Genomic DNA, 17,034 nt, shown 5'->3' on the forward strand with positions numbered 1-17,034 from the left:
AAAAAATAATTACACATCTTGCTTGTTTTTTGGCCCATCACCGGCGTTACATCCGCCGGCACATATCTCGATATGCGCCGACGGATGCGCCTTGGTGATGAACCAAAATCCGTCGCCATATTGTTGAATTGTTTTTTGTCGAGACCCTTACCCGCCATCTCCCCATCGAGCCCGCGCCCTTTCTTCCCTTCCTCCCGGGGGGGGCCTCAGCCCCCCGCCGCTGCTTCCGTCGCCCGGTCCACCAGATACAAAATGGAGCGATAGTTAACCCCGGAGTGGTGCGACAACCCGATTTCGCAGGTGCGGCTGGTGGAGTAGCCGCCGGCGCAGTCCGCGGGGATCTGCTCGGCCAGGCGGCGCAGGCCGAAGGCGTTGAGTTCCGGGTGGGTGAAGCCGCGGTCACCGGCGAAACCGCAGCAGATCACCTCGGGAGCCGTGACTTTTTCCGCGCACATCTCGGCCAGTTGCCGCAGGGGTGCCTCCAGCCCCATTTTCTTGGCACTGCAAACCGTATGAATGGCCACCGTTTCGGGCAGCTTGCGGAACTCCAGGTGCGGTGCGAGCACCTCCAGGGTGAAGCGGATCGGCTCGTAGAGCCTCAGCCGCCGGTCCAGGGTTTCGCGCATGTGGTGCAGGCAGGGGCTCATGTCGCAGACCACCGGCAGGCGGCCGTTGTCCGAGGCCGCCAGCAGGGCCCGGCTCAACTCCCGGGCGCGCTTGTCGGCCACGTCGTCGATTCCCTTGCTGGCAAACGGCATGCCGCAGCACAGTGATTCCATCTTTTCCGGGTAGATGATCTCGTAGCCCGCCTTGCGGATAAGCCGGGCAGTCACCGCCGGCACGTCCCCGGCCGCCTCCTCGCCCCGGGCCGGACCCATGGAGCGGGTGATGCAGGACGGGAAATAGACGACCTTGCGGGGGTTCGCCGCCCGCACCGGGATGCAGGCGACGGCCGTCGCGCTGGCCGGCATCCAGGGCGTCCACAGCGGCAGGCGGCCCCGGCTCAGGCGGCGCAGGGCTTCACTGAGATGGCGCATGCGTTTGGATCCGATGAGCCCGTGGACCGTATCCGCGGCCCCCAGGCCCAGCCGGGTCAGCCGGGTGACGGTTCCCATGTGATCCCCGATCCAATCGGCCAGCCGGTGGGCCGGTGGGTGCAGCTGGGCGCGGCGCAGGTGCTTGATGAGCTTCCCCGTGTCGATCTCCACTGGGCAGGAGGTGGCGCACAGGCCGTCGGCGGCGCAGGTCTGGTCGCCCATGTAGCGGTAGGCCGCGGCCAGTTGCCGCAGCCGCGCCGGGTTCGCGCCGGTTCGCCGCAGGCGGGTCATTTCCCGGTAGACGACGATCCGCTGCCGGGCCGAAAGGGTGAACTCGTGGGACATGCAGTTGCGCTCGCAGAAGCCGCACTCGATGCAGGTGTCCACCACGGGGTCGGCCACCGGCATGGCCTTGAAATGGCGCACATGGCCCTCGGGGTCGTCGTCGATGAGGCAGCCGGGGTTGAGCAGGCCCTCGGGATCGAATAGCGCCTTGATCTCCCGCATGACGGCGTAGAGTTCCGGTCCCCATTCCCGGGCCACGAAGGGCGCCATGTTGCGGCCGGTGCCGTGCTCGGCCTTGAGCGAGCCGTTGTAGCGCTCCACCACCAGGTCCACCACCGCGTCCATGAAGCGCTGGTACTTTGTGACCTCCGCGGGTCTGGTGAAATCCGGGGTGAGCACGAAGTGGACATTGCCGTCGAAGACGTGGCCCCAGATCACCGGGTTTTCGTATTCGTAGGCCGTGAAGAGCTTCTGAAGCTCGCCCAGGCAGCTTTCCAGGTGGGCGATGGGAACGGCGATGTCCTCGATGATGACCGCGGTGCCCGGCCGGCGGGCCACGCAGGCGCTGGGAAAGATCCCTTTGCGGATCTCCCAGAGTTGGGCGATCCGCAAAGGGTCGGTGGTGAAGGCGAAATCGTGGGCCAGGGGAAAGCCGCTGAACGCCTCGCGGATCTGGGTGGCCTGGCGTTCCAGGCGCTCATCGTCGTCGGCTCCGGTTTCCACCAGCAGGGCCGTGGCCGTGTCGCCCAGCTCCCGAATCCAGGGCGGCATGCCGGGCTTGGCCTCCACCGAGCGCAGGGCCACCCGGTCCATCAGTTCGGCGGCGCTGACGCTGCAGTCCTTGAGCCTCAGCACCGCCTCGCAGGCCCGCGCGGTGTCCGGGAAGACCATCAGCGCCGCGGCCCGGCGGGAGGCCTCCGGCAGGGTTCGAAAGACCACCTCGGAGATGAAGCCCAGGGTGCCCTCGGAGCCGATCATCAGGTGGGCGATCATATCGATCGGGTCCTCGTGGTCCACCAGGGCGTTCAGGCTGTAGCCGCAGGTGTTTTTGATGCGGTATTTTTCGCGGATTTTGGCGGTCAAGGCCGGGTTGCCGCGCACCCGCTCGGCCAGTGCCCGGACCCCCGCCACGAGATCCCGGCGCTCCCGCAGAAAGGCGGCCCGGCTGCCGGCATCACCGGTGTCGAGGACCGTGCCGTCCAGGAGGATCATGCGCATGGACAGCAGGGTGCCCATGGAGTTGTGGTCCACCCCCGAAGTCATGCCGCAGGCGTTGTTGGCCACAATCCCGCCGATTTTGGCAGCGTTGACCGAGGCCGGGTCGGGGCCGATTTTTTTCCCCAGGGGCGCCAGGGCCGCGTTCGCCTGGGCGCCCAGGACGGCCGCGCCCAGGCGGATGGTGTCGCCGTCGGGGCCGATTTCGATGTCGCGGAAGCCCTTCACCCCCAGCAGCAGGAGAACCGAGTCGGAAAGGGCCTGGCCCGACAGGGATGTGCCGGCGGCCCGGAAGGTGAGGGGGAGCTTCAGGCTGCGGCAAGCGGCCAGGGTCTGCAATACCTCGGCTTCGTTTTCAACCCGCACGATGAGTTTGGGGACCAGACGGTAGACGCTGGCGTCGGTGGCGTAGGCGTAGGTGCGCAGCGGGTCGGAAATCAAGCGCTCCGCGGGCATGACGGTGGACAGGCGACGGGCCAGTTCCCGGTGGGGGAAATTTTTCATGGCGACCTCCCGGTGAAAAGGGTCAGGGGCTACGTCCGGCGGCCTGCCGGGAACGCGAACCCTGAGGGGAATCGGGTTGATTTCAAATTACCCGATTTTTGTTGAAAAAGCCATCTCCGGTTGCGCATCCCGTTGGTGCCTCGCCCCGGGTCTTTGCCCCGCATTTGCATGGCTTTGGCCACACCGTGGGTAAGGGCAAAAAAGGATTGACAATAAAATGAATTGCATGCTAAGAGTCGCGATTGAGCGCTCGCTCAGAACATTGCGACTGCTGTTAGGCGAAAAAATATGAACGCGGGATGTATCCTTCGCGAGAACCGGATGGTTTCAAAATTTCCCGTGAGGGTTTCTTAGCCGGGGTTGAGACGCGGCTTTTTCTTACTTTGTGGCGGGTAACAGGCACTCAAACAACATGGAGGTGGGCAATGGCAATGGAGGCTTTCTATCGCGAAGTGATGGCAATCAATACCATTCAGGACATGCAGAAACGGGAAGCGGCGGCAAAGTCCTTTTTTGAGAAACTCAATCATGCCAAGTTGCCGGAGAAGTTCAACTGGGTGGCTGAAATCTTTGAAGGGATGCACGTCAAGGAGCGGGGCGATCAGCTGGGCTTGATCTGGACCGATCTGGATACCGATGCGGAGCGCCAGTTCACCTTCAAGGAGATGGCCGCCAACGCAAACAAGTTCCTCAATTTCGTGCGCAAAAACGGTGTTGAAAAAGGGGACAACCTCTACATGCTGACCCCCATCGTGCCCGAGACCTGGTTCGCCACCCTGGCGGGGCTGAAGGGCGGGTTCGTGTCGGTGCCGACCGCCACCAGCATGACCGCCCGGGAAATCCAGTTCCGCTTCGAATCCTATAAACCCGATGTCATCGTCGCCTTCGAAGGTTTGGCCCAACTCGTGGACGATGCGCTGCAGGAAGCGCAGTGCACCCCCAAGGCCAAGATCGTGCTGGGCGAGAAAGCCGGGTGGGTTTCCTATTCCGCCCTGGACGCCGAACCCGGCGAAGCGGCGGCCGCCGATGTAGGCCGCGACGACGTCCTCTTCTGCTTTTTCACCTCCGGGACCACCGGTCTGCCCAAGCGGGTGGGCCACAGCGCCGTCTCCTACCCGTTGGGACACCTGTCCACCGCCGTGATGCAGGGGCTCGAGCCGGGCAACGTTCACCACAACCTCAGTGCTCCCGGCTGGGCGAAGTGGGCCTGGAGCAGCTTTTTCGCGCCCCTCAACGTGGGTGCTACCGCCACCGGTTTCGCCTTCACCGCGCTGAACATCAAAAAATACATCGCCGCGGTGGCCAAGTACAAGGTGAACTCGTTCTGTGCGCCGCCCACCGCCTGGCGGGCTTTCGTGGGGCTCGACCTGAGCCAGTACGATCTGAGCGCGATGAAGTATTCGCTGAGCGCCGGCGAACCACTGAACCCCGAAGTCATCGATCAATGGCGCAAAGCGACGGGAACCGAGATCAGGGATTTCTACGGCCAGACCGAATCCACCGCCATGATCGGCAACCCGCCCTGGATGGAAGGCAAGATGCGCTTCGGCTCCTTCGGCTATCCGGCTTTCATGTACGACGTGATCCTGGCCGATGATGACGGCAACCAGATCACCGAGCCCGATCAGCCCGGACACATCGTCATTCGCTTGAGCAACTGGCGCGCCATCGGCCTTTTCCAGGAGTACATCGGCGACACCGAAAAAACCCAGAACGTGTTCAAGAACAACCTGTACTTCACCGGTGACAAGGCCTCGTTCGACCAGGACGGCTACTGGTGGTTCGTCGGCCGCTCGGACGATGTCATCAAATCCTCCGACTTCCGGGTCGGGCCCTTCGAGGTGGAAAGCGCGCTGATCGAGCACCCCGCCGTGATGGAGGCCGCCGTGGTGGGAAGCCCAGACCCCCAGCGCTATCAGCTGGTCAAAGCCTTCGTGATTTTGACCGAGGGCAACAAAGCCTCCCGGGAGCTTGCCCTGGAGCTGTTCCAGCATACCATCAAGGTTTTGGCAAAATTCAAGATTCCGCGCATCATCGAATTCGTGGATGCGCTGCCCAAGACCATCAGCGGGAAAATCAGACGGGTCGAGCTCAGGGAAAACGAAGAAAAGAAGAAGGCGGCCGAAGGTGCTGCGAAACACGAGTACTTCTATCACGAATTCCCGGAACTGTCGTCCAAGAAAAAGAAATAGCCTTCATGTCGGGCCGCCCGGAAATGGCCGCAGCCGCCCCGGTGGGCGGCCCCCATTTCCGGGTGCCTTTTTCCCGGCCGCGGCCAGCTCAAGCGACTGAAAAATGTTCCTTGCAGGGTTGTGCTGCGCTCCGGGATGACTGGTTTTTCGCCAACTGCGGACCCATCGCCCCCACGGGCGCGCCGGGGTCCGTTTTTTTTTAAGCGCTGCGAACCCGGCGGGAACACCCCGGGGGATTTTTGGGGATCCCCCGGGGGGCCCCGCCTGGCTCTTGGAGCTTGAATCGAAATTACAGAAAGAAGGTTACACTAACAATCGTCCGGCTGGGTCCCACCTACTCGCCGGTTTATGACATCCTTACGCGGGCCGTTCCGGTATCGGTGAGCCTCGCCAAATAAACAGGACACCAGGCCCTTGGGCCGTCCGGCCACCCCCGGCCGGATGGCTCGGCCGAAGACGGCGAATGGCAGCCCGTCGCCGTTTTCTCAAGGCCCGCTTGGCGGCCGGCAAAGGACCCCGTTCTCCCGCTTTCTCCTATTGTGACCCTTGGCCACATTTCCACGGGTTAAACGCTACGCGCGTGATCATGGTCCGTAAAAATACCCCCCCGGACGCCCCAGGCTACATGCTTGGCCCCATTTAAATTTTCTTGAACCCCCCGTAATTTGTTTTCATTCGGCATCCATGAGGGAGGCGGCGGTGAGGTTGTGAGGCCGGTCGCTTCCGGTTCAGCCGACGTCATCGAAGCGATCGCCTTTCGGCAGCGCTGGCTGCCGGTCCCCTGCGATCGGCTCCCCAACCTGCTGCGGGTCTCAAGGAGTGCAGTCATGCCAATTAAAGAACGATTCCCGGAACTGATATCCTCTGCAATCGCACTGACCGGTGTTTTTTTCCTTGCCGCCAGCGTGCTGGAGTGGCCTTTTCTTCAGATCCAGGCGCCGGGCGCCTTCGTCCTGATCGGCGTGTCGGTTGCCTTCATCCTGGGCGGCAGCTATTTCTTTTTCAAGGCGTGGCGGGGCAATTTGGAGCCCGGCGGGAAAACCATCACCGAGGTGCGCATGCGCGCCATCGAAAACATGCAGAGTGCAGAACTGGTCAGCCGAATCGCCCGGGACGACCCCGACCCCGAGGTCCGGCAGAAGGCGTTGCAACGTCTGACCGAAATCACGGCCTAGTCGCCAATCAACTGGCCGGCGATCCGGGTCTGATCCCATACAGAAAGGGGGTGAGGAGATGAAAATCAGCGATTTTTTCTTGCCCAAAATTGCGCGGTCGGATCCCAATGTGAGAATCACCGCCGTGGAAGGCGAGGAGAATGTCGAGCTGCTGAAAAAGGTGGCCGAAAACGATTCCGATCCGCGTGTGATCAAGGCCGCCCGCAAACGCATCGCAGCGCTCAGTGAGGCTGTGGCGTGAGAAAACCGAGGATCCGAACCCGTACCCGTTCTCGCTGCGGAGCCCATGGATCCCAACCTGCCCGCTTGCCGGCGCCGGGCCGCCTGCCCTGCCGGCAAGGGGCGCCTACCGTCTTACGGCCGGCCCCATCCCCTCCCGTGAGGGGGGTGCGATTACCGCCTGTTCCCGGCCGACCGCTCCCGGTCATCTCTGGCCGCCTCCATTCCAAAAATACCCATCCCCTTCTTTTTCGAGGTTTGCGACCCACGTTTCAGGCGGGCGGCGCGTCCCTGCGTCACCCAAAACTTGTGGGGGTGGGCAAAGACTGTAGCGGGGGCCTAAAAATCATGTAGCAGCTCCTCCGCCTGGAACCCCCAAAAAGGACCCTGGGGCGGGAGCTGTCCGTTTCGCCCAGCTTCCCCGGGTGTCGCGGCCGGTCATCGCCCGCCACTGGTGTTCGGCGGCGCCTCGCGGTGCTGCAACGGGACGCCCAAGAGTTGACAGTCGGGTATTTGCGCGATAGGGAAATTATGATCATTATCTCAAAAGTGGGGTTTCCGCTCCGGCCCACAGCTTTCGGGCGGCCCCGCTGGGCCTTTTGGCCCGGCCACTTGCCAGCCGATTGCGGTTCGGGCTTTGGTTGTGGCTCAGGAAAGTTCGGGGATCCAGGGTAGGGGGGCCCATTTGGGGGCTTAACGCGATGCAGCGGCACGACCCTTCACAGCTCTCGGCTCGGATTCTTGCCAAAGCCCTCTCCCTGGGGGCGTCCCTGGCCGGCAGCGCAGCCATCCGGTCCATCCGCCGCACCCCCTCCCACCGGATGGCCGTCGACCTGCGCTGGCCGGAGACGGCCAGGACCGCGGTCATCCTGGCGCTGCACCATCCCGCCGGGGAGCCCTCCCTGGACTGGTGGGACAGCCGGTCTGGAAAGACGCCGGGCAACCGGGAGTTGATGCGGGTGGTGGGCGACCTGTGTCAATGGCTGGCAAAGGAGCTGGCGCTTACCGCTTATGCGCTGCCCTACGGGGTGGAAGATGGGGGCGTTTTCCTGAAGGAGGCCGCGGTGGTGGCGGGGTTGGGGGTCATCGGGCGCAACAACCTGCTGGTTACACCCCGCTTTGGTTCCCGGGTGCGCCTGCGCGCCCTGCTGCTGGATGTCGACCTGGCAGAGACCGAAAGTCCGGTTTTCGACCCCTGCGCCGGCTGCCCTGCACCCTGCCTGCAGGCCTGTCCCCAGGAGGCGTTCGCCCGCGGCAACTACGATCGGCGGCGCTGCCTCCGCCAGATCGAAAAGGACCAGGAAAATCCCTACCGCATCATGGACATGAGCAGCATGACCTATGCGATCACGTGCATCAAATACTGTCGGGCCTGCGAATTGGCCTGTCCTGTTGGCGGGTGAGGGGGACCGGCCGCAAGTGGTCCTCAGCCGGTGACCTTCTTCTTGGCCGCACCCCCCAAGGCCGGGTTTTCGACTTCGGCCGCCAGACATCGGCTGCAAAGCACTGCGCGGGCAGCCGCTAAATCCAGTCCGCCGCCGCACTGCCGGCAGCCCCCGCAAATAAAGACCCCGCCCTGGGTGGAGTTGCGCGAGTAGGGGGACGTGCGGTGCAGATCGACGCCCCACTGCAGACGATCCCCCCGCTTAAAGCGCAGCCGTCCGCCCATGACGTAGTCCAAGCCACGCGACCAGTCGTCCGCATGCTGGAATTCGTTGCCGCCGCAGGCCATAACCCCCATCTCCCGGCAATAGGGGATGATGACGATCTGTTTGCGGCCCGGCCGGATCTTGCCCAGGAGGTCGTTTTCCACCAGAAAGTCGATGAACGCCTTGCCCATCAGGGGCTCCGGGTTGATCAGCAGCAGGGTGTCGATGGCGCCCTCGGGCAGAAGCCGCAGGATTTCGCTTTCGGCCCTGAGAATCACGAGGTTTGGGGGCGGGTCCTGTTGAGCGGGCAGGCTGCCGGCACGCCATGCCGCGGCCACCTTCTGGTAGAAGGAGCCCTCTTCGGCGGGGGTCTCCCAGGGGTAAAGGTCGGTGGCGACCACCCCGATGTCGGGGTTCTTGAGGGCGATCTGCCAGGCCACCTCGCAGCTGCCGCAGCCGATCTCCAGAATGACCCGGTCCCGGTTCAGGACCTGGGGAAGCCGGGCGATTTCGGCGGGCGAGTTGCCCTGTCCGAAGAGGTAGTGGCTCAGAGGGTCGAAAGCCGCGTCGGGCGGCATCTGAAGCCCGAGTGTCAAGCCCTTGAGCTGCAGACTGTGCGACCCGCTGTTGTTTAAGCCCGGCAGGGTCGGCTGCGGTGCGTTGGGGATCGCAAAGGCAACCGTTGCTCTCTCGGGAGCGGGCTCCCGATAGCGGCCGGGGTCCGGCGGCGCATCGCAGCCCGGGCGGGAGGAACCAAACTTCAATCTGGCGCGCCAGCGGACCGCCAGGGCCTTGAGCTTCCTTAGGAGAAAAGAGCACTTGGACATGGTCACCACAGCCGGGCACACGCTTCGCAGGGGCCCGCGAAATTGGGATGGTGAACTGGCACCCGGGGGGCGGTACCCAAGGGGCAGGGTATCCGGGAAGAAAAGAAAGGGTGAATTTATTTAGTAGAAAGCCGCGGCCATGTCAAACGGTATTTTGCAGGCTGCTTTCCTGTTGGGCGCGGGGCGAAAAAAAGGTCTTTTCAAAGCCCCTGAGCGCATCTATATTATTTATTATCTGCTCTCCGGTAACGATCGTTTAAGGGTGTGGCCAAATGGTTTTATAAAAGCGTCACACCGCAGCGTCCTCTAAAATCAGCCTGACGCAGCCCCACTCGTCAGGCGCTTTATCCAACCTCAAAACAACATTTAAAAAAAGCGCATTCTGCCGCTCCAGGTGTTTGCTGGAAGCGACCCCGCGGCGGCGTTTTCCCGGAACCCAGGCTAACAAGATCGCCTCATGCCGATTTTTCGGCTTGCCCAGTGAGCTGAGCCCAGCCGCGCACGCCCGGGTGAGGCAGCCTTGCCGGCGCCCCTCGCCGCCGCTGTTTTTTCGCCCCAAACCTTAAGGGCCTCGGGAAAAAATTATTTCATAACCTTGCTTGTCTTTTACCGTGACCCAAACCGGCTGCATTTGCAGTCAAAGGGGGTGCCATGAGCAGCGAATCCGAAACCGTCAAGCGGCAAGATCTCCTGGAGCGGGTGACCCGGAAGGTCCCCGCCCTCAAGGCCAAATTCCAGTTCGGCCTGGCCCGCAAACTGCTCGCCGAGGCTGCCGCGGTCTTTCCCGACAATCTCTGGCTCCAGCAACAGCTCGCCCTGTGCACCTACAAGGACCAGGACCTGTTTCCGGCCAAGCGCTTCGCCGACGCTCTGGCCGTGCTGGAGCGAATCGGGTTGCGCGACCCGGCCAACCGGGACGCCGAGACCCTGGCCCTTGGGGGCGCCATCTACAAGCGCTGGTGGGAATATGACGGTCAGATGGAGAACCTCCACCTGGCGTTGAACTTCTACCGCGCCGCCTGGGAGCGCAACCCGGACCAGGATCGCGGCTACGGCGGGATCAACGCCGCCTTCATCCTGCAGCTTTTGGCCGCGCGCATCCAACTGGCCGCCAACCGCAGTCAAACCGCATCGCCGGAGGCCGACAGGCTCAACGCCGAGGCCGACGACCTGCGCCGTGCGATCATCGCCCACTTGAGTGCGCGGCTGGTCGAGGACCCCGCCTTCGGCCAGGACAACTGGCTGCTGGTGACCCTGGCTGAGGCTTTTTTCGGCCTGGGTGAGTATGACCAGGCGGGGGAGTGGCTGGCCAAGTCCAGGGCCCTTGGGGCAGCCGAGTGGGAGCGCCAGACCACGGCCCGCCAGTTGGTGGCCATCGCCCGGCTGCAGGGCCAGGAGCCGCCGCCGGAGACCAGCGACCCGGCGGGGTGGCCGGCCCCCTGGCAGGCCCTGCGCCGACTCCTGGGCGAGGATGCCGGCCCCGCCCTTTCCTGCTACCGCGGCAAGGTGGGGCTGGCCCTTTCGGGGGGCGGGTTTCGCGCCTCCCTTTACCACCTGGGGGTGCTGGCGCGCTTGGCGGAGATGGACGTGCTGCGCAGCGTGGAGGTGCTCTCGACGGTTTCCGGCGGCAGCATCGTGGGCGCCCAGTACTACCTGGAGGTCAAGCACCTGCTGGAAACCAAAACCGACGGAGAGATCACCCGCGAGGACTACATCGAACTGGTGCGGCGCCTGCAGCGCGATTTTCTGGACGCCATCCAGGGCAATATCCGCATGCAGGCCGTGGGGGATTTCAAGAAGAACGTCGCCATGATCTTCTCCAAGTCCTACAGCCGCTCCCACCGCCTGGGCGAGCTGTATGAAGCGCGTATTTACGCCAAGGTCGCCGACGGCCACCCGGCGGGCAGCCCGCGTTACATGGACGAGCTTCTCATCCGGCCGCCGGGGGAGCCCGATTTTCATCCCGCCTTTTCCAACTGGCGTCGGCGGGCCAAGGTGCCGGTCCTGCTACTGAACGCCACCGCCCTCAACAGCGGCCACAACTGGCGCTTCACCGCCACCCTGCTGGGGGAGCCGCCGGGACTGCTGGGCGCGGAGGTGGACAAGAACGCCCGCTACCGCCGCCTCTGGTACCGCCAGGCGCCCAGCGAGGCGCTCAGGCGCTACCGGCTGGGCTATGCGGTGGCGGCCTCGGCCTGCGTGCCCGGGCTTTTCGAACCGTTGGCGCTGGAAAACCTCTACCCCGACAGGGTGGTGCGCCTGGTGGACGGCGGGGTCCACGACAACCAGGGGGTTCAGGGGCTGCTGGACGAGGGCTGCTCGGTGGTGTTTTGCAGCGATGCCAGCGGCCAGATGGACGATCTGGACAAACCCAAGGACAGCGCCCCCGCGGTCATCCTGCGGTCCAATTCGATTCTCATGGACCGCGTGCGCGAGGCCCAGTACCAGGACCTTCAGGCCCGCCTGGACAGTCGGGCGCTGCAGGGCCTTTTCTTCATTCACCTCAAAAAGGACCTGCCGGTTCGCCCCCAGGACTGGATCGCCTGCCAGGACCCCACCCCGGAACCCACGCCGGCAGCCGGCCTGCCCTACGGGGTGGCGCCCGCCTTGCAGGCCAAGATCGCCGCCATCCGGACGGATCTGGATACCTTCTCGGAGGTCGAGGCCTGCGCCCTGATGTGTAGCGGCTACCTGATGGCCGCCCAGGAGGTCCGCGAGTTGCAGGCACGCCATGAGGCCCGCGCCGAGCCCGGCACCTGGGGCGATTTCACCGTCCATGCGGGGCGCGAGGCCTGGCCTTTCCTGGAGTTGGAGGCGCTAATGGGGCCGGCGCCGGAGCAGGAGGCCGCGCGCGGCGACCTTGAGTTGCAGCTGTCGGTGGGGGCATCCAAGGCCTTCAAGATCTGGAAGCTGCACCCGCGGCTGAAAATGCAGAGCTGGCTGCTGCTGGCCGTGGCCGGGGTCCTGGCGCTGGCCCTGATCGCGCTTAATTGGGAAAAGCCGCTGGTGCCCCCCGCCGTGACCGTCGGCAGCGCTTTCGTGGTGCTGCTGCTGGCGGCCGGCGCCGTCCTGGTGCCCGCCTTGAAGTGGTTTTCGGCCGGCAAGGCCCTGCGCGGGATCGGCCGCAACGTGCTGATCGCGCTGTTGGGTTCTTTTGCCGCCTGGATTCACTTGAAGCATTTTGACCGCATGTTCCTGGCGCGCGGCCGGCTGGACCGCCTGCTGGAACGGAAAGAGAGGACCCCATGAGCCTGCCGCTATGTTTTGTGCTGATGCCCTTCGGTAAAAAACCCACCACCGCCGGCGCGCTGGTGGACTTCGACGCGGTTTACGCCCAGCTCATCGCCCCGGCGGTGACGGCGGCCGGGCTGGAGCCCATCCGCGCCGATGAGGAGGTCGCCGGCGGGATAATCCAGAAGCCCATGTTCGAGCGTCTGCTGCTGTGCCCCTTTGCCGTGGCGGATCTCACCACGGCCAACGCCAACGTCTTTTACGAGCTGGGCGTGCGGCATGCCGTGCGCCCCTGGACCACGGTGGCCCTTTTTGCGGCCGACGGCGCCCGGCTGCCCTTTGACGTGGCGGACCTGCGGGCGCTGCCCTACCGGCTGTCGGGCGACGGTTTGCCGGCGGATCTCGAAAACGACAAGGCCGCCCTGGCGGCGCGCCTTCAGGCCGCCCGTCAGAGCGCGGCCGACCACCCGCTGACCGACAGCCCGATTTTTCAGCTGGTGGATGGCTACCCGGAGATCTCCTCCGACCGGACGGACGTGTTCCGCGACCGGGTGCGCTACTGCGCCGGGATCAAAGCGCGCCTGGCGGCGGCCCGCAAGGAGGGACCGGCGGCGGTGGCAGCCGTCGAAAAGGAGCTTGGCCGGGAGGGGAGCCACGGTCTGGGGGCTTTCGAGGACCAGGAAGCCGGCGTGCTGGTGGATCTTTTCCTTTCCTACCGCGCGGTCAAGGCCTGGTCCGAGATGATCGCCCTGGCGGGGCGCATGCCGCGCCACCTGCGCGACACGGTCCTGGTGCAGGAGCAACTCGCCCTGGCACTCAACCGCGCCGGAGAGGGCGAGCGCGCCGAGCAGGTGCTGCTGGCGCTCATCGCGCGGCGCGGTCCCAGCAGTGAAACCTACGGTATTTTAGGGCGGGTTTATAAGGACCGCTGGGAGGCGGCTCTCAAGGCGGGGGGAGCGCTGCTGGCCCGCGGCCTGCTGGATAAGGCCATCGAGGCCTACCTGCGCGGTTTTGAAAGCGACTGGCGCGACGCCTACCCGGGCATCAACGCGGTGACCCTGATGACGGTCAAGACCCCGCCCGACCCCCGCCGCGAGAAGCTCCTGCCGGTGGTCGAATATGCCGTGGAGCGACGCATCGCCGCCGGCAGCCCGGATTACTGGGATTTTGCTTCGCGCCTGGAGCTGGCGGTTCTGGCGGGGGATGATGCCGCTGCCGCCGCTGCCACCGGGGATGCCCTGGCCGCGGTGCGCGAGAGTTGGGAGCCGGAGACCACCGCCCGCAACCTGCGCCTGATTCGCGAGGCGCGCGCGGCGCGGCAGGAGACGCTGCCGTGGGCCGCGGAAATCGAGGCCGCCCTGGCTTCGGCGGCGGCCACCGGCTGACCGGGTCCGCCTTTTGCGCCTGCAAGCCGGGGCGCCCGGTTGTGACACTCCGGCGCCGCTCGGCCGGTTTGCCTGCCCACCGCCCCCACCGGCTTCTCAGGTTTCGGGGCGCGACAGCCCGCTCACCCCGCCCAGCTGTCGCGGATCTTGTAGGGGAAGCCGTAGGCCGCCATGCGCTCCAGAAACGGCTCGGGCGCGAAGGCCTCCGGCGGCAGGACCCCTTTGCCCTGCCAAATGCCCCGGGCCAGCAGCTCGGTGGCGATGGACGGGCCCACCGCGGTTTGGGCGGCCACCGCCTGGCAATTCCAGCGGCGCATGCATTCCTGGTTGTCGGCCACCTGGTATAGGTAAACCTCGCGCGGCCGGCCGTCCTTGCGCCCCGTGACCAGGGTGCCGACGCAAATCTTGCCTTCCATCAGCGGGCCGACCTTGGCCGGGTCGGGCATGCAGGCCTCCACCACGTCCCGCGGGGCCACCTTGACCCCCTTGACGTCAATGGTCTCGGCCGAGGCCAGACCCATCACCTCCAGCTGGCGCAGGGCGTTCATCATGTCATCGCCCAGGCTGATCTTGAAATCCACCTTTTTGAGCCCCTTGTTGATCCAGCGGGGCAGGTTGACGACCTCTTCGTGCTCGATGGCCACCAGCTCGATGGGGCCGATGCCTTCGGGAAAATCGAACACCTCCGGCGCGCTCATGGGTTTGGCGGTGTAATAGCCCCGCTCCTGCTCCCAGAAGACGGGCGGGTTGAGGCACTCTTCGATCACGCTCCAAACCGAAAACTGGGTGGCGTAGCGGTATTTTTTGACCGTCATGTTAGAGCCGTCGCGGATGCCGATGGCGTCGATCTCATCGAAGAGGGCCTTTTCGGCATAGCGCGCGAAGACCTCGCTGACCCCGGGGTCGATGCCCATCCCCAGCAGCGCCAGGAGCCCCTTGGCCTGCCAGCGGGCGTGCTGGCGGAACTGGTAGTCGCCCAGCAGCACTCCCACCTTGGCGTGGGGCTCGGTGGGGTGCTTCTGCGAGAGCGTCATGGCCATGTCCAGGTAGTGGCAGCCGGCTGCGAAGGCGCCGTCAAAAATGGTTTCGTTGAAGTTCTGGGGGCAGCCGTTGATCAGCAGGTCGATGCCGTGGGTCCGGATGGCCGCCTCCACCTGTGCCTGGTCGCCGGCGTCCACCTGGATGGCGGGAAAACGGTCGCCGCCCCCCAGCCGGGCCGCCACTTCCCGGGCGCGTGCGAGGCTGTAGTCGGCGACCACGAGTTTTTGGACCTGTTCACTGCCAGGATCGGCTTCGGTCACCAACACACCGTAAGCCTCACCGACTGCACCTCCGCCTAACAGTAGGATGTTCATGTCACGTGCTCCTTTCAAAACCGCTCAACAAGTGAGGGCTTGCGTTCATGGGCGCGCACGGCGCACGCCTCAGTGCGATTTGACCCGGGTCCAGGCCTCGTCGATCAGCCGGGTGTCCTTGCCCAGGTCTTTGGTGAAATGCAGGGTCGCCATGATTTCGGGTGTGGGGTAGATCCCCGGGTTTTTAAGGTCTTCGGGGGTGATGAACGGCATGGCGGCCTCGTTAGGGGTGGCATACTGGTTGTAGTTGGAGAGCGCCGCGCCGATCTCGGGCTCCAGGATCCAGTTGATCCACTTGTGGGCGGCGTCGGGGTTGGGCGCCTTGGCCGGGATGCACATGGAATCGTACCAGATCTCGCTGCCCTCCTTGGGAATGGTGAAGCCCAGCGTTTCCGGGTCTTCCGAAACCGACTGGATGGCGTCGCCGTTGTAGACGATGGCGGCCACGGCGGTGCCGGCGACCACGTCGTTCTTGCCGCCCACGCCCGGCTTGAAGCCCAGGCAGTTCTTGGACTTTTTGGTGGCGACCAGAAGGTCCGCGGCCTCCTTGACCTCCTTGGGGTCGACGCTGTTGAAATCGTAGCCCAGGTAGAGCAGCGGGATCCCCATCATTTCACGCACCGAGTCGATCAGCCAGAAGGGGCCGGGATGTTTGGCGGGGTCCAGCAGAATCGACCACGACTGCAGGTCCTCGGGGGTGACCTTGTCCTTGCGGTACATCAGCCCCACCGTGCCCCACTGCCAGGCAACGGACCATTTGTTGCCGGGATCGTAGCTGGTGTTGCGGAAGATGGGCTTGAGGTTTTTCAGGTTGGGGATCTTGGCGTGGTCCAGGGGCTGGATCAGCTGCTGACTGATCAAAACCGGCATGATATAATCCGAGGGCACGATGATGTCGTACTGGTTGACGCCCCCGGCCAGCAGCTTGGCCACCATTTCCTCGTTGTTCTCGTAGATGTCCAGCCGGACCTTGATGCCGGTGGCCTTCTCGAAATCCGCCGGCATCTGCTCCTCGTCCATGTACTCCGACCAGATGAAGATCCGCAACTCCTCCTCCGCCGCCAGCCCGGCCGATGCCATCGGGCCCACCAGCACCAGCAGCAACACCGTCACAATCGCCAGTTTGCGCATGTCTTTTCTCCTTAATCGTGGGGCAGGGCTTTCGCCGCCGCGAAAGCCGCCTGCCGGGGTTTCGGCTCTATCCCTTGCGGGTCAGCCGTTCGGTGGCGACCACCAGGATGATGGTGATCAGCAGGACCAGGGTCGAGAGCGCGTGGATCTGGGGGGTGACCCCGCGCCGCACGGCCGCGAAGATATAGAGCGGCAGGGTCTGGGACTCCGGTCCGGCGGTGAAAAAACTGATGACGAAATCGTCCAGCGAGAGCGTGAAGGCCAGCATCCCGCCGGCGACGATGCCCGGCAGCAAAAGCGGCAGCATGACCCGCCGCAGCAGGTACCAGTTGTCGGCGAAGAGGTCGCGGGCGGCCTCCTCCACCTCCCGCCCGATGGCCACCAGGCGGCTGCGGACCACCAGTGCCACGAAGGCGATCTGAAAGGTGATGTGGCCGATGATCATGTTGAAAAGTCCCGGCTCGAAGGCCGATGACACCAGCCGCAGGAGTCCGAAGGCCACCACCAGGGCGGCGGCCAGGATGATGTCGGGGATCACCACCGGGATGTGCAGCAGGATGTCCAGGCCGGCGGCGCTGCGCTTCGACCACGGGAAACGGTCCATGCCGATGGCCAGCACGGTGCCCAGCACGGTGGCGACCACCGTGGAGACCACCGCGAGCACCAGGGTGTTCCAGGCCGCGGCCAGAATCCACTCGTTTTCGAACAGCTTGAGGTACCAGTCCAGGGTGAATCCCTTCCAGACCAGCCCGCGGCGGGCCGAGTTGACCGAGAAAACCGCGACCCCCAAAAGCGGCAGGTAGAGAAACCCCATGGTCACCAGGGCCAG

The 17,034-nt window shown here is 64.6% G+C and carries 11 protein-coding genes; 6 read left to right on the forward strand and 5 right to left on the reverse strand.

What is annotated here, in order from left to right; all coding sequences use genetic code 11:
* Nucleotides 1–206: 206 nt before the first annotated feature.
* A complete protein-coding gene (locus tag LJE63_15075) occupies nt 207–3,041 on the reverse strand; it encodes an FAD-binding oxidoreductase (protein ID MCG6907926.1) in 2,835 nt (944 codons plus the stop codon).
* A gap of 425 nt (nt 3,042–3,466) precedes the next feature.
* Here LJE63_15075 and LJE63_15080 point away from each other — a divergent pair, with 425 nt between their 5' ends.
* The 4 genes from LJE63_15080 (at nt 3,467) to LJE63_15095 (ending at nt 8,030) form a co-directional block, all read left to right on the forward strand.
* Nucleotides 3,467–5,233, forward strand: coding sequence for an AMP-binding protein (locus tag LJE63_15080; protein MCG6907927.1), 1,767 nt, complete (start codon nt 3,467–3,469; stop codon nt 5,231–5,233).
* An 827-nt stretch (nt 5,234–6,060) separates the two neighbouring features.
* Entirely contained in the window at nt 6,061–6,408 is a 348-nt protein-coding gene (locus tag LJE63_15085) for a hypothetical protein (GenBank protein MCG6907928.1), read from the forward strand.
* 58 nt (nt 6,409–6,466) lie between these two features.
* Entirely contained in the window at nt 6,467–6,649 is a 183-nt protein-coding gene (locus tag LJE63_15090; protein MCG6907929.1) for a hypothetical protein, read from the forward strand.
* A gap of 679 nt (nt 6,650–7,328) precedes the next feature.
* On the forward strand, nt 7,329–8,030 hold the full coding sequence (locus LJE63_15095; GenBank protein ID MCG6907930.1) for an epoxyqueuosine reductase: 702 nt from the start codon (nt 7,329–7,331) through the stop codon (nt 8,028–8,030).
* A 23-nt stretch (nt 8,031–8,053) separates the two neighbouring features.
* On the opposite strand, the gene LJE63_15100 is transcribed toward LJE63_15095, so the two are convergent.
* Complete coding sequence (locus tag LJE63_15100) at nt 8,054–9,103, reverse strand: hypothetical protein (GenBank protein MCG6907931.1); 1,050 nt, start codon at nt 9,101–9,103, stop codon at nt 8,054–8,056.
* 651 nt (nt 9,104–9,754) lie between these two features.
* Here LJE63_15100 and LJE63_15105 point away from each other — a divergent pair.
* Nucleotides 9,755–12,352 carry a patatin-like phospholipase family protein gene (locus LJE63_15105; protein MCG6907932.1) on the forward strand — a complete coding sequence of 866 codons (2,598 nt, stop codon included), beginning with the start codon at nt 9,755–9,757 and terminating at the stop codon, nt 12,350–12,352.
* Complete coding sequence (locus LJE63_15110; GenBank protein MCG6907933.1) at nt 12,349–13,719, forward strand: DUF4071 domain-containing protein; 1,371 nt, start codon at nt 12,349–12,351, stop codon at nt 13,717–13,719. The genes LJE63_15105 and LJE63_15110 overlap by 4 nt, the downstream gene beginning before the upstream one ends.
* Nucleotides 13,720–13,841: 122 nt before the next feature.
* Here the strand turns inward: LJE63_15110 and LJE63_15115 are convergent, their stop codons facing one another.
* From LJE63_15115 to LJE63_15125, 3 genes are all read right to left on the reverse strand, one after another.
* Entirely contained in the window at nt 13,842–15,074 is a 1,233-nt protein-coding gene (locus LJE63_15115; protein ID MCG6907934.1) for a saccharopine dehydrogenase NADP-binding domain-containing protein, read from the reverse strand.
* A 69-nt stretch (nt 15,075–15,143) separates the two neighbouring features.
* Entirely contained in the window at nt 15,144–16,205 is a 1,062-nt protein-coding gene (locus LJE63_15120) for a spermidine/putrescine ABC transporter substrate-binding protein (protein MCG6907935.1), read from the reverse strand.
* Nucleotides 16,206–16,272: 67 nt separating this feature from the next.
* A partial coding sequence (locus LJE63_15125) for an ABC transporter permease (GenBank protein ID MCG6907936.1) occupies nt 16,273–17,034 on the reverse strand: 762 nt, incomplete at its 5' end.

The sequence above is a fragment of the Desulfobacteraceae bacterium genome (assembly GCA_022340425.1).
GTDB lineage: Bacteria > Desulfobacterota > Desulfobacteria > Desulfobacterales > JAABRJ01 > JAABRJ01.